This window comes from Pseudomonas sp. 14P_5.3_Bac1 (assembly GCF_025466135.1).
Classification (GTDB): Bacteria; Pseudomonadota; Gammaproteobacteria; order Pseudomonadales; family Pseudomonadaceae; genus Aquipseudomonas.
Map to the genome: position 1 here is coordinate 1 of NZ_JANLOF010000088.1, position 13,945 is coordinate 13,945.

Below are 13,945 nucleotides of genomic sequence, written 5' to 3' on the forward strand. Positions count from 1 at the left end.
TCGCCCCATTTCAATCACACACTTTTTGTCTGATCCACCGCTATCGCCGGCAAGCCAGCTCCCACATTTGACCTGTGTCGCCTGATAGACTCTGCCCACTTTCCCCGCCCGCGAGCCGCCCTCATGCTCCACGTGTTATTCAGCGTTTACCTGAAGATGCTGGTGCTCTACAGCCCGTTCTTCGTGCTGTCCTGTTTTATCAGCCTGACCCGTGGTTACTCCAGCAAGGAACGGCGGCGATTGGCCTGGAAAGTAGCGCTGGCAACGCTGGTGTCGAGCGTGTTGCTGTACCTGTTCGGGCGGGTGATTTTCAGCGTGTTCGGCATCACCGTGGACGCTTTTCGCATCGGCGCCGGCAGCGTGCTGTTCATCTCGGCGCTGGGCATGGCCCAAGGCAAGTCGGCGGTACAGACCGACAACGTGCAGCAGGACGTGACCATCGTGCCGCTGACCATCCCGCTCACCGTCGGCCCGGGCACCATCGGTGCGCTGCTGGTGATGGGCGTGAGCCAGCCGCACTGGGATGACAAGATCATGGCCATCCTCAGCATTGCCCTGGCCAGCCTCACGGTGGGCGTGGTGCTGTACCTGTCCAACCGCATCGAACGCATTCTGGGCGACCAGGGCTTGCAGATTGTCAGCCGGTTGATGGGGTTGTTCGTGTGCGCCCTCGCCGCGCAGATCATCTTTACCGGCGTACGCGGTTATCTGGTGCCCTAGATACGGTACTTGGCGATGGCCAACTGGACCTTGTCACCGGCGCTCTCACGCATCAGCTGGAGCGTCGTTTCGTTGACCACCGCGGTATTGAGCACCAGGCAGGTTTGCCCGCTGAAGGCCTCGAACGAGGCGCTGTCCCATTCCAGAAAGGGCAAGCCGACCTGCTTGCTCACGCCGTGACTGCTGTAGGTCACCAGCACCATCATCACTTCTCCCTCGGTTTCGGCGCAGGAGGCCAGGCCGAAATCACCGCCCTGATGCACCGTGCTATTGCGTTTGAACAGGTCGAACGTCGCGGGTTGCTGCTTCAACGCCTCCAACGCATCCGCCGCCAGCTTGGGCAGTGCGGTGAGCAACGGTCCTGCCAGCGACGTCGAGGCCAGCATCGCCGCAATGATGTTCAGTGCCGCCAGTTGCACGGTCAGGCCTTTGCCCGAGCGCGTGACCCGCTCGAAGCGGCTGCGCACCGGCAGCCAGCCCAGACTGACCATCACCTTGATAAATTCGTCGTACCAGGCTTCGGTGCCGCGTTGAACCTTCAACACATCGCTGACGTAGCTGCTCGCAAGCAAATAGCTCTTGCGAACGTATTCGCGGTTGGGGGCGGACATCCCCTCGATAAACGAGATCACGCCGTTGTTCACCACCGCCGCGTTGCTGTCATCGTCCGTGCCCATCGGCGCAGAGGTCTGTACACCCGGCGCTCCCGGCAACTTGTAGGCGGCAATCAACTTGCGCCTCTTTACGCTGTTGATCCTTCGGTGCTGTCGCTCCATTTTCAGTTCTCCACAGGCACCCCACATGGGGCGTGTGTTCACACTAGTCCAGCCGCGAGCGCGCTTTCCAGACCACAAACATCACTTGCCGGCATGCGGCGAGCTACGCCACCCAACGATTGCTGGGCGGCCCTTGAGCCCTTCCGGATTTCGTCGATAAAAAAAGAAAAAGCCCCGAATAACGGCGGGCGTTAACCCAGCGTTACTCGGAGCTTTCCGGCGTGCGACAGGCCGTTTTCAGGAGGCGGGTTTTTCGCCATACCAGCGCGGCGTGTACACCCACGCACCGCCACCGGCGCGCGGGAATACGCACGTGGTGGACGAGCCGATCAGCACCATGGTGCGCATATCGACCTGTTCAGGCGTCAGTTGCCCAAGCGTGGTGACACGCAGTGTCTGGCCTGGGCGACCGATATCGCGCCCCAGCACCACCGGCGTTTCAGCCGTGCGGTGCAGCGCAACGATTTCCAGCGCGCGCCCCAATTGCCATGGCCGCGAACGCGAGATCGGGTTGTAAAAGGCCAGCGCCAAGTCGGCCTGGGACGCAAGGTCCAGGCGCTTTTCGATGATCGACCAGGGCTTGAGGTTGTCCGACAGCGACATCACACAAAAGTCATGCCCCAGCGGCGCACCCGCCTGCGCAGCGGTGGCAAGCGACGCCGAGACGCCTGGCAGAATCTGCAGGTCAACCTGATGCCAGGCCGGGTTACTCGACTCATGCAAGGCCTCGATCACCGCAGCCGCCATGGCGAACACGCCGGGGTCTCCGGACGATACCACCACAACTGAACGCCCTTGCGCGGCCAGCTCGAAGGCATGGCGCGCACGCTGCATTTCTTCGCGGTTATCGGTGCAGTGCTGCACTTGGTCGTCACGAAATGGCCCGGCCATGCGCACATAGGTTTCGTAACCGAGCACATCGGTGCAGAGCGCCAGTTCAGCCTTGACCGCCGGCACCATCAACTCGGCGGCGCCAGGGCCCAGGCCAATCACCGCCAGACGGCCGCGCGGGCGCCCGACTTGCGCCAGGTCCAGGGGCTGCTCAGCGACGCTGATGAAAATGTCCGCCTCTTGCGTGACGCTGGAAAACAGCAGCGGCACATTCAACGCCAGCGCAGCCTCGTGCAGCGAAGGTTCGGCCATCTGTGTATCGCTGGCCAACACGCAGGCCAGGGATTGAACGGCAATACCCGCGTCGTGCAATGCCGCCCGCACACGCTCAGCCAAGTGCGCGCCGGGCTTGCAGGTGACGCACACGTTCTGCGAATAAATCAGCAACTCGTTGGCGGCAGGCACGCGCTCGGCGCTGCCCACATGAATCGCCAGACGCGCTTGCTGATCCTGCGGCAGATTGGCCTGAGCCAGCCAGGGCGCCGTGCCTTCGATGCGCACGCTTTCGCCGGCCAGCAGGTCCGAGACAAAACGCTTGCCCAGCTCCAGATCCGCCAGCTGATAACCGGCCGGCGGGTTGAGCAGGCAGGTGCCGAACCGCAACTCGCCACTGGTGGTGATCGCGGCAGGCACGCCCAACGCGGCGGCAATGTCGCGCGCCATCACGTTCACGCCACCGAGACCGCCGAGCAACGGCACCACGGCGCTGCCGTCTTCCGCCACGGCCAGCACGGCGGGTTCCTCGCCCTTTTCCAGCAGCAGCGGCGCCAGGGTGCGGATCACGATGCCGGCAGCGCACAGCGCAATCAGCGGCGTGCCCTGTTGATACAGCTGGCGCAGGGTCGCGCCGAACTCACTGTAGGTCTGGTCGGCGCCTTCAACGCGCCCGGCCAAGCCGTGGATCAGCGCGCCGGGGTAAACCTGCGCAATCCTGCGCGCCGTGGCCAGGCTGCCCTGGCCCAGAATGACAATCGCCGGGCGCATCAACCTTGCCACCTTTCGCCGGGCACGATGATCAGCGAGAAGTACGGTGAAGACGCCGGGTCGACCTGATCCAGCGGCACGATTTTCTGGTTGGCCATGGTCGCGCGCTCTACGTACAGCGCGCGTTCGGCCAGGCCCAGTTCTTCCAGCACCTGACGCACCTTGGGGAAGTTACGCCCCAGCTTCATGATCACCGCCGCATCGGCATCCGCCAGGCGACGCTTGAGGTCGTCATGGGGCAGCACGCCCGAGAGCACCGACAGGCTCTGATTGCGATACACCAGCGGCGCGCCGAGTACCGAGGCGCCGCCGAGCATCGAACACACGCCGGGAATCACCTGGGCGTCATAGCGCTCGGCCAGGCGATCATGCAGGTACATGTAGGACCCGTAGAAGAACGGGTCACCTTCGCAGATCACCGCCACGTCGCGGCCGGCGTCCAGGTGCGCGGCCACGTCGAGGCTGGCCGTGTCGTAGAAGTCGCTGATGACTTGCTCGTAGGACAGCGGCGCCGGCAGCACTTCGGTGGTCACCGGGTACACCAGCGGCATCAGGGTCTGCTGCGCGACCAAGTGGTCTTCGATGATGCCGAACGCATTGCCCTTCTTGCCCTTGGCCACGAAGTAGGCCACCACCGGCGATTCGCGCAGCAGGCGCAGGGCCTTGAGGGTGATCAGTTCCGGGTCGCCGGGGCCCACGCCCAGACCGATCAAACGTCCGCGTGCCGACATTATTCGACCTCCGTGGCCAAGGCGTTGACCGCAGCGGCCGCCATCGCACTGCCGCCCAGACGCCCTTGCATGATCACGAACGGCACGCCACGGCTGTCGGCCGCCAGCATGGCCTTGGACTCGGCAGCGCCGACAAACCCGACCGGGAAGCCCAGGATCAATGCAGGTTTTGGCGCGCCGGCATCGAGCATCTCCAGCAGGTAGAACAGCGCGGTCGGCGCGTTGCCGATCACCACCACGCTGCCTTCCAGGTGCGGGCGCCACAGCTCCAGCGCGGCAGCAGAACGGGTGTTGCCCAGCGCGCGCGCCAGTTCCGGCACGCTGTCGTCGCGCAGGGTGCAGATCACCTCATTGTTGGCCGGCAGGCGCGCACGGGTTACGCCTTCGGAGACCATCCGCGCATCGCACAGAATCGGCGCACCGGCGGCCAGCGCATCGCGCCCGGCCTTGCCTGCGCCTTCGGAGAACTGCAAGCCATCGATGGCCTCGACCATGCCGCAGGCATGGATCACCCGCACCGCGAGTTTTTCCAAATCAGCCGGGATGCGGTCCAACTTGGCTTCCGCGCGAATAATGGCGAAGGAGTTGCGATAGATCTCCTGACCGTCGCGGATGTAATCAATCATCGGTGTTGCTCCGTGAGCGTGCGCGTAACAGGGCGCCCGCCGCTTCAATGGAAAGAGTGCGCGCGTGCAGCCGGCCGAAACCTGGCTGGGCTGCATCGCGAAAATAGACGTCGTAGTGGCCGGGGCTCACCGCCAGCAACGTGACAGCCGCGGTGTGTGCGGCCGCGCAGGAGCGTGGGCAACCGGACAGGTGCACCTCAACGCCAGGTTGCAGCGCGGCCAATTGCAGGGCGTCGGCCTTGGTGTCGGCCAGGCCTTTGCCACAGCCGCTTGAGCCGGTGCAGGCAATCAGGCGCGCCAGGGGTTGGTCGACTGAGCAGAGAAAGCCCAGGTGCGCCAGACGTTCAGTCACTGCGCCGTGGCTTTTAATGTTGGGCAGCAGCACGCCCTGCCATGGCGTGAAACGTAAAGTGCCGTCGCCGAACTCCAAGGCCAACTGCGCGGCGCCTTTGAGCATGCTTGAATCCAGGCGACCCAGCGGTGCAACGGCGGCGACGTAGAACTGATCTTTTTGCCGCTGTGGATAACTGCCCAAGTGCAGTAAAGCCCCACTGGCCGGGCGCTTGAAGCCTTCCACCGGCAGCAGCGGCAGGCTCAGACGGGCCAGTAAGTTATCCACAGACAGATGACGCATACGGGTTTGCGTGGGCGTCGCCACGTCGAGAAACAGCTCCAGCACTGCAACGACCAGAGCATGGCCTTGCTCCAGGGGCACGGCCGCCAATGGCGCATCCAACCCAGGGCAACCGGCCAGCCCGAAGGCCAATAATGTTTCGCCATCGCGCTCAAACGCCGACAACCACAGGTCGTGGTGATGCTCGAGCATCGCCAGGGCTTCACCGCCATCGAGCTGCACGGCGAACTTGGCCGACAACTCATGGAACCGTGGATGGTTTTGCAAGGTGGCGAGGATCTGCCCGGCCAACGGTCGGGTGTCGAACAACATCTGAGTGTCGATACCGGCGCTGGGGCTGAGCATCAGGTTGCGCACATCATCGCCAGCCGCGTTGTTCGGGCCAAGGCCTGCGGCCAGCAGCGCGGCGATCAAGGCCTGCTGCTCGGCACCGATCCCGCGAATCTGCAGATTGGCGCGGTTGGTGGCCTCGATCACTCCACCGGCGTTGGCCTGGGCCGCGTCCGCCACGGCCATCGCTTGGGCGGCAGTGATGGCGCCACCGGCCAGCTTGATCCGGCAAATGCCGCCATCCAACGCCTGGACAATACGCAGCAACCCCGGACAAGCCGAGGGGCGCAAGGTGTTCAGAGCAGGTGTTGGGTTCACGGGGCTACCGGTTGACGGGTAAAGGCGCGGTATTATGCCTGCTTTGTCCGGCGGCATGAAAAGCCTGCCCGTCGGATGTCGTTCAAGGAATTGATATGTCGCCCTGGCTGACGGTAGTAGGCATCGGTGAAGACGGCTTCAAGGGGCTGGGCAGAAACGCCCGGCACGCCCTGTTGCGCGCCTCCCGGATTATAGGCGGCCAGCGTCAGTTGGACCTGTTGCCGGTGTGTATTCGTGGTGAGCGGCAGTTGTGGCCGAGCCCGTTTTCCCTGGCGCCCGTGTTGGCGCAACGCGGCGAGCCTGTGTGCGTGCTGGCCAGCGGCGACCCGATGTTCTATGGCGTGGGCGCCAGTCTGGCGCGGCAGGTGGCGGCTGAAGAGTTGCTGATTTTACCGGCGCCGTCGTCGGTGTCGCTGGCGGCGGCGCGGTTGGGCTGGCCATTGCAGGACGTGGTGACGTTGTCAGTGGTTGCGCGGCCGTTGGCGGCGCTGCATGCGCAGCTGGCCAGCGGCGTGCGGTTGCTGGTGTTGAGCAACGATGGCCGCAGCCCTGCGGCGATTGCTTCGCTGTTGGTTGAGTCCGGGTTTGGGGCCAGCCGTGTCAGTGTGTTTGAACACGTGGGCGGCGCGGATGAACAGCGCATTGACGGGCTGGCGGTTGATTGGCCACACGCTTCGGTTGCGGATTTGAATCTCGTCGCCATTGACTGCGTGGCCGACGCCAACACGCCGCGCCTGTCGCGCCTCGCCGGCCTGCCGGACTCAGCCTTCAAACACGACGGCCAACTGACCAAGCGTGACGTGCGCGCCATGACGCTCGCCCGCCTCGCACCGATGCCCGGCGAGTTGCTCTGGGACGTAGGCGCGGGCAGTGGCTCCATCGGCATCGAATGGATGCGTGCCCATCCCAGCTGCCGCGCGCTGGCGATTGAAGCCGACGCAGGCCGCCAAGGCCTGATCGAACACAACCGCGACGCCCTTGGGGTGCCCGGTTTGCAACTGATTCGCGGGAAGGCGCCGAACGTGCTGCACGGACTGGAGGCACCGGACGCGATCTTCATCGGCGGCGGCGTCACCCGCGAGGGTGTGCTCGACACCTGCTGGCAGCAGCTGCGTCCAGGTGGCCGCTTGGTGGCGAATGCCGTGACTCTGCAAAGCGAAATGACCCTGATGGCCTGGCGTGCGGAGCACGGCGGCGAGTTGACTCGCATTCATGTGGCGCAGGCCCAGCCGTTGGGTGAGTTCGATACTTGGCGCCAAGCGCTGCCAATCACCTTGCTGGAAGTGGTCAAGCCGTTATGAAAAGGATTCTGCTGTTGGGCGGCGTGACGGAAGCGCTGGCCATCGCCCGTACGCTGGGGCCTGAGCATATCTACAGTTTGGCCGGGGTGGGCCGTGTGCCTACCGATCTCTCCTGCCACGTGCGCGTCGGTGGTTATGGCGGGGCTGAAGGCCTGGCGCAGTTTGTTCGCGATGAAAATATCAGCTTGATCCTCGACGCCACCCATCCGTATGCCGCTCAGATCAGCCGGAACGCCGCGCAGGCGGCGCGGCTGTGCGACATCCCTTGCTGGGCGTTACGCCGCCCGGCGTGGCAACCGCAGGCAGGCGATGACTGGCGTGAAGTCAGTGATTGGGCCGAGCTGGTGGCAGCGTTGAAACCCTTCAAGCGCCCTTTGTTCACGCTGGGGCGCGAGCCATTGCAGCACCTCGATGAAATCCCCGCGGATCAGTTCTGGACGCTACGCGCCCTGGATGTGTATCCCGGCAATGCACGCTGCGAAGTCATCGGTGCCCGTGGGCCGTTTCTGCTTGAGGATGAGCGCGCCTTGTTTGAGCGGCGTGGGATTGATGTGCTGATCAGCAAAAACAGCGGCAGTGCGGCCACTGAGCCGAAGCTGGAAGTGGCGCGGGAGCTGGGAATGCCGGTGCTTGTCTTGAAGCGTCCAGTGTTGGCGGCGGTAGATCGAGAGTTCACCGACGTGGCTGCGGTGCTACAGGCAGTCAACACGCTCTAAACACCCCCTTTCCAATGTGGGAGCGGGCTTGCTCGCGAAGGCGGTGGGTCAGTCAATCAATCACTGGCTGACCCACCGTTATCGCGGGCAAGCCCGGCTCCCACATTTGGATTGTGGCGGGCGCAAAATTTTGGCCAGGCACAAATAAGTGTGGGAGCGGCTTGCCTGCGATGGCGGTGGGTCAGTCAGCCTGGTCGTTACTGATACACCGCCTTCGCGAGCAAGCCCGCTCCCACATTTGGATTGTGGCGGGCGCAAAATTTTGGTCAGGCACAAATAAGTGTGGAAGCGGGCTTGCCCGCGACGGCGGTGGGTCAGTCAGCCTGGTCGTTACTGATACACCGCCTTCGCGAGCAAGCCCGCTCCCACATTTGGATTGGGGCGGGCGCAAAATTTTGGTCAGGCACAAATGAGTGTGGGAGCTGGCTTGCCCGCGATGGCGGTGGTTCTGTCAGCCTGGTCGTTACTGATACACCGCCTTCGCGAGCAAGCCCGCTCCCACATTTGGATTGTGGCGGGCGCAAAATTTTGGTCAGGCACAAATGAGTGTGGGAGCTGGCTTGCCTGCGATGGCGGTGGGTCAGTCAGCCTGGCCGTTACTGATTCACCGCCTTCGCGAGCAAGCCCGCTCCCACATTTAGTTTGTGGCGGGCGCAAAATTTTGGTCAGGCACAAATAAGTGTGGGAGCTGGCTTGCCTGCGATGCGGGCGACTCGGTCTTCCAGCCACGCCAAGGTGATGCCATCGCAGGCAAGCCAGCTCCCACAGGGTTAAGATTGGCAATCTGTGGTTCCCGACTATCATGAAGGCAACCACTGCGACACCAAACCACACCGCCCTTTTTTACTTATCCCCACCGATCAGGCTAAATACGCACCTGATCGCTTAACCCTACGGATTGTCCGCCATGGCCCGTCAACGCTTTGCAATTGTGTGGATCGCCTGCTTTGCAGTGCTGTTCAACGCCTTTGCCATGCCGATGGCGAGTGCGATGCAGCAGTCCAGCGACCCTGTTCAGCAATTGCTGTGGGGCAGCTTTTGCTCCTCCAATGGCGCCAGCCTGAAGACCATTGCCCTGGGCAAGCTGGACATTCCGGCGCCGCAGCAGGACGACCACTCCACCATGCAGCACTGCTGGTGTTGCTCGGGCTCACCGCCTTTGGTGGCCTTGCCGGGGCATGTGCCGCAGTTGTATCTCACGCGTTTTGCGGCGGCGCAGAGCCTGCCGCCGCCTTCATTGCAAGCCCCTACCCCGCGCCAGCAATGGCCGAGCCTCAACCCGCGCGCGTCTCCAACGGTCTGATTTCTTCGCAAGTGAACTGCGTTTAGAACCGTTCTGGAGAACTGCCATGCTCAAATCTTCCCTGCTTCTGGCTGCGTTGTTGCTGCCGGTGTGTGTTGCTGCGAATGCCGATGACTACAAGGCCGGCGACCTGCTGGTCAGCGATCCCTGGTCACAGGAGCTGCCACCGAATGCGCCGACCGTCGCTGCGTATTTCGTGATTCATAACACCGGCGAAACGCCGGACCGCTTGCTTGGCGTCGAGACGCCGGTAGCGGATAAGGCCGAGCTGCACGAGCATGTGATGCAGGGCGACCTGATGAAGATGCAACAAGTGCCCAGCGTTACCGTGCCGGCCAAAGGGGATTTGACCTTCGCGCCAATGGCCTATCACGTGATGCTGCTGGGCCTCAAAGACCGCAGCCGGCTGGCCGACGGCAAGCAATTTCCACTGACCCTGACCTTCGAAAAAGCCGGCAAGGTTGAAGTGGAAGTTTCGGTGCAGAAAACGCCGCCAGCGGCTGGCCACGAGTCTATGCACGCGCAATAGGCCAACCTCGATGGGCGCCCCTCGCGCCAGGTTATCCGTGCAACGCCGCAAGCCCCTGGGGTTGATGCGCGCCAGCTGGATCAGCCTGTTCGCCATGCTGATGATCTTTATCGGTCCGCTGATTTCCCAAGCGATGCCGATGGATCATCACGCCGGTATGTCGATGGACATGTCCATGGACATGCCCAGCTGCCATGGCGATGCACCGCAACACAGCAAAGCGCCTGACAAGCACCACGTGCTCTGGGAAAAGTGCGGCTATTGCAGCCTGCTCTTCAGTTGCCCGGCCCTGCCCGGCAGCGTGTCCTATATCACCCTCGGCACCGCGCCACCCGCCAACGCCCTCACCCCCGCCCCACGCCTGGGCCATGCCCGGCAGAGCATTTTCCCCGGCGCCCGCAGCCGCGCGCCCCCCATCACCGCGTAAGCATTTCACCGCGTTACTTCACACCGGCCGACTTTAGACAGACAGCCGCAGGCTGCTGGCCGTGTTGTTTACGAATGATTGATGGAATTTTTCATGTCCAGGTTTTCTGCTGACACCCGTATGGGATGTACCCCCGTTTTCGCTGTTCTGTGTGGCGCACTGTTGGTGCCACAGGTACACGCCGATGATCATGAGTTAAGCCCCACGGTGATCACCGCGATTGCTCCCAGCTCGCCGCTGACCGTGATCACCAACCCCAAAGACCCACGCCAACCGGTGCCGGCCAGCGATGGCGGCGACTACCTCAAGACCATCCCAGGCTTCGCCCTGGTGCGCAACGGCGGCACCAATGGCGACCCGGTGCTGCGCGGCATGTTCGGTTCGCGCCTGAATATCCTCACCAACGGCGGCATGATGCTCGGTGCCTGCCCAGGCCGGATGGACGCACCGACCTCCTACATTTCACCGGAAACCTACGACAAGCTCACCGTGATCAAAGGCCCGCAAACCGTGCTCTGGGGCCCGGGCGCGTCGGCCGGCACCATTCTGTTCGAGCGTGAGCCGGAGCAGTTCGGCGAGTTGGGCACGCGGGTCAACGCCAGCGTGCTGGCCGGCTCCAACGGGCGCTTCGACAAAGTCATCGATGCCGCCGCCGGCGGGCCGCTGGGCTACGTGCGCGTGATCGGCAACCAGGCACACGCCGATGACTACAAGGACGGCAACAACGACACGGTTGCCTCGCGCTACGACAAGTGGAACGGCGACGTCGCCGTCGGTTTTACCCCCGACGCCGACACCCTGCTGGAACTTACCGCCGGCCGTGGCGATGGCGAAGCGCGTTACGCCGGGCGCGGCATGGACGGTTCGCAGTTCCTGCGCGAAAGCCTCGGGCTGCGTTTTGAAAAATCCAACATCGGCGAAGTGCTGGATAAGGTCGAGGCCCAGGTCTACTACAACTACGCCGACCACGTGATGGACAACTACAGCCTGCGCACGCCGTCGGGCACCGGCATGATGGCCGGGCCCATGGCCTCCAACGTCGACCGCCGTACCCTCGGCGCGCGGATCAAGGCCACCTGGCGCTGGGCCGATGTGCAGTTGATCAGCGGCCTGGATGCGCAGACCAACGAGCATCGCCAGCGCAGCAGCATGGGCATCGACACCTACAAGGATCTGCCGCGCAACAAGGACGCCAACTTCCACAACTATGGCGTGTTCGGCGAACTGACCTGGTACGCCGCCGACCGTGATCGCCTGATCACCGGCGCGCGCCTGGACCGCGCCTCGGCCAAGGATTTTCGCCAGAGGACCGGTTCAGGAATGATGTCCCGCCCCAACCCGACCGCCGACGACACCCGCGCCGATACGCTGCCGTCGGGCTTTGTGCGCTATGAGCACGACTTGGCCGACAGCCCCACCACCGTCTACGCCGGGCTGGGCCATTCGGAACGTTTCCCGGATTACTGGGAGCTGTTTTCCCCTAAGACCGGCGCGGTCGGTTCAGTGAATGCCTTCGAGGGTGTGAAGCCGGAAAAGACCACCCAACTCGACTTCGGCGCGCAGTACAAAACCGCTGACGTAGAAGCCTGGGCCTCGGCTTATGTCGGCCAGGTGCGCGACTTCATCCTGTTCGACTACAAGCCCGGCATGATGGGCACCACCTCCCAGGCGCGTAACGTCGATGCACGGATCATGGGCGGCGAACTCGGCGCGGCCTACAAGTTGACCCGCCACTGGAAAGCCGATGCCAGCCTCGCCTATGCCTGGGGCAAGAACACCAGCGACGGCAAGGCCCTGCCGCAAATGCCGCCGCTGGACGCGCGTTTCGGCCTGACCTACAGCGAAGACGACTGGAGCGCTGGTGCCTTGTGGCGCGTGGTTGCAGCGCAAAACCGCATCGACCAAAACAAGGGCAACGTGGTCGGCAAGGACTTCGACAAAAGCGGCGGCTTTGGCGTGTTCTCGCTGAACGCGGCGTACCGCATCAATAAGCACTTCAAGGTCAGCACCGGCGTCGACAACCTGTTTGGCAAGGCCTACGCCGAGCACTTGAACCTGGCCGGCAACGCCGGTTTCGGCTACCCGGCCAGCGACCCGCAAGCCATCAAGGAACCGGGGCGCACGCTCTGGACCAAGGTGGACATGAGCTTCTAACAGCTTCGCGAGCAAGCCCGCTCCCACACTTGGAATGCATTTCAAATGTGGGAGCGGGCTTGCTCGCGAAGGCGGCATAACCGACAAAAATTTTTAAAGCCTTTGCGGAGCACCCGATGACCACTCAAAAGATTTCCTTCTACAACCTGGCCTGGCGCTGGCACTTCTACGCCGGGCTTTTCGTCGCGCCGTTCATGGTGCTGCTGGCCCTCACCGGCATCATCTACCTGTTCAAACCCCAGCTCGACCCGCTGATGTACGGCGAGCTGCTCACCGTGCAAAGCGCCGAACACGCCCTGAGTGCCGACGAGCAATTACAGCGAGCGCAGGCAGCCTTTCCCCAAGGCAAAATCAGTAAATACCTGCCACCGGCCGACGCCACCAGCAGCGCGCAGTTCGTGATGCATGACAACGGCCGCGAAGTGACCGTATTCGTGGACCCGTACCGCGGCACTGTACTTGGCGAACAGGATGCCAACTACAACCTGCAAGCCATCGCCCGCGCACTCCACGGTGAGCTGATGATCGGCACCGTCGGCGACCGCCTGGTGGAACTCGCCGCCGGTTGGGGCGTGATGCTGGTGGTGTCCGGCCTGTACCTGTGGTGGCCGCGCGGCAAGTCGTCGGCCGGGGTGTTGTGGCCACGGTTCAACGCGCGAGGGCGCGTGTTCTGGCGCGACATGCACGCCGTCGCCGGTTTCTGGGGGGCGGCGTTTTTACTGGTGATGCTGCTCAGCGGCATGACCTGGACCGGCTTCTGGGGCAAGCAATACGCCGCGTTGTGGAATCGCTTTCCGGCGGCAATGTGGAACAACGTGCCGCAGTCGGATCAGCAGGCGCGCAGCCTCAATACCGCCAGCCAGCAAACCGTGCCGTGGGCGATGGAAAACACGCCGATGCCGATGTCCGGCGACCACGCCGAACACATGAACCACGGTGCCATGCAGTCGGGCCCGGCCGCGCCGACCGTGCGCTTGCAGCAGGTGGTCGATCTGGCCAATTCACGCAAGGTTGAGCCCGGTTACAGCATCACCTTTCCAAGCACCGCCGACGGCGTGTTCACCGTCGCGGTGTTCGCCAACGACCCACGCAACGACGCCACCCTGCACGTGGACCAATACACCGGCAAGGTGCTCGCCGATGTGCGCTGGGAACACTACAACACGCTGGCGCGCGCCACCGAGACGGGTGTGATGCTGCACGAAGGCAAGATGTTCGGTTGGGTCAACCAACTGATCGTTCTGCTGATCTGCCTGATGATTTTACTCAGCGCGGTGAGTGGCGTGGTGATCTGGTGGAAACGCCGGCCTGCCGGTGGCCTGGGTGTGCCGCCGCTGCGCCATGACGTGCCGAAGTGGAAAACCGCGATGGTGATCATGCTCGCGCTGGCGATCATTTTCCCCTTGGTCGGCGCTTCATTGATCGCGGTGTGGGCCTTGGATCGGCTGGTGTTGGCGCGCGTTTTCAACCAACGTGAATCCACCTCAGGTTCTGCATGAGGCAGG

Annotated in this window: 13 protein-coding genes; 8 read left to right on the forward strand and 5 right to left on the reverse strand. The window is 63.3% G+C overall.

What is annotated here, in order from left to right:
• Positions 1–123 precede the first annotated feature (123 nt).
• Complete coding sequence (locus tag NTD89_RS27280) at positions 124–720, forward strand: MarC family protein (RefSeq protein ID WP_017253590.1); 597 nt, start codon at positions 124–126, stop codon at positions 718–720.
• On the opposite strand, the gene NTD89_RS27285 is transcribed toward NTD89_RS27280, so the two are convergent.
• The 5 genes from NTD89_RS27285 to cobG all read right to left on the reverse strand — a co-directional run bounded on the left by NTD89_RS27285 (position 717) and on the right by cobG (position 6,067).
• Entirely contained in the window at positions 717–1,496 is a 780-nt protein-coding gene (locus NTD89_RS27285; protein ID WP_145160283.1) for a hypothetical protein, read from the reverse strand. The two genes, NTD89_RS27280 and NTD89_RS27285, sit on opposite strands and share 4 nt — an antisense overlap.
• 237 nt (positions 1,497–1,733) lie before the next feature.
• Positions 1,734–3,371: a precorrin-3B C(17)-methyltransferase gene (gene cobJ, locus NTD89_RS27290; RefSeq protein WP_262210632.1), complete on the reverse strand. Its 1,638-nt coding sequence runs from the start codon at positions 3,369–3,371 to the stop codon at positions 1,734–1,736.
• On the reverse strand, positions 3,371–4,105 hold the full coding sequence (locus tag NTD89_RS27295; protein ID WP_177410092.1) for a precorrin-2 C(20)-methyltransferase: 735 nt from the start codon (positions 4,103–4,105) through the stop codon (positions 3,371–3,373). Before NTD89_RS27295 ends, cobJ begins: the two co-directional genes overlap by 1 nt.
• Positions 4,102–4,728: a precorrin-8X methylmutase gene (locus NTD89_RS27300; RefSeq protein ID WP_083355479.1), complete on the reverse strand. Its 627-nt coding sequence runs from the start codon at positions 4,726–4,728 to the stop codon at positions 4,102–4,104. Before NTD89_RS27300 ends, NTD89_RS27295 begins: the two co-directional genes overlap by 4 nt.
• Positions 4,721–6,067 (reverse strand): precorrin-3B synthase, encoded by a 1,347-nt coding sequence (gene cobG, locus NTD89_RS27305; protein ID WP_262210633.1) that lies wholly within the window; start codon positions 6,065–6,067, stop codon positions 4,721–4,723. Before cobG ends, NTD89_RS27300 begins: the two co-directional genes overlap by 8 nt.
• Positions 6,068–6,105: 38 nt before the next feature.
• Between cobG and cbiE the strand changes: the two genes are divergently transcribed.
• From cbiE to NTD89_RS27340, 7 genes are all read left to right on the forward strand, one after another.
• Complete coding sequence (gene cbiE / locus NTD89_RS27310) at positions 6,106–7,311, forward strand: precorrin-6y C5,15-methyltransferase (decarboxylating) subunit CbiE (protein ID WP_262210635.1); 1,206 nt, start codon at positions 6,106–6,108, stop codon at positions 7,309–7,311.
• Positions 7,308–8,027, forward strand: a complete 720-nt coding sequence (locus tag NTD89_RS27315; RefSeq protein ID WP_262210637.1) for a cobalt-precorrin-6A reductase — start codon at positions 7,308–7,310, stop codon at positions 8,025–8,027. Before cbiE ends, NTD89_RS27315 begins: the two co-directional genes overlap by 4 nt.
• A 907-nt stretch (positions 8,028–8,934) precedes the next feature.
• Positions 8,935–9,330 carry a DUF2946 domain-containing protein gene (locus NTD89_RS27320; RefSeq protein WP_106577683.1) on the forward strand — a complete coding sequence of 132 codons (396 nt, stop codon included), beginning with the start codon at positions 8,935–8,937 and terminating at the stop codon, positions 9,328–9,330.
• 46 nt (positions 9,331–9,376) lie between these two features.
• Entirely contained in the window at positions 9,377–9,859 is a 483-nt protein-coding gene (locus NTD89_RS27325; protein WP_262210638.1) for a copper chaperone PCu(A)C, read from the forward strand.
• A 64-nt stretch (positions 9,860–9,923) separates the two neighbouring features.
• Positions 9,924–10,286, forward strand: a complete 363-nt coding sequence (locus tag NTD89_RS27330; RefSeq protein WP_262210670.1) for a DUF2946 domain-containing protein — start codon at positions 9,924–9,926, stop codon at positions 10,284–10,286.
• Between the two features lie 93 nt (positions 10,287–10,379).
• Positions 10,380–12,440 carry a TonB-dependent copper receptor gene (locus NTD89_RS27335; RefSeq protein WP_262210640.1) on the forward strand — a complete coding sequence of 687 codons (2,061 nt, stop codon included), beginning with the start codon at positions 10,380–10,382 and terminating at the stop codon, positions 12,438–12,440.
• 116 nt (positions 12,441–12,556) lie between these two features.
• On the forward strand, positions 12,557–13,939 hold the full coding sequence (locus NTD89_RS27340; RefSeq protein ID WP_262210641.1) for a PepSY-associated TM helix domain-containing protein: 1,383 nt from the start codon (positions 12,557–12,559) through the stop codon (positions 13,937–13,939).
• Positions 13,940–13,945 lie beyond the last annotated feature (6 nt).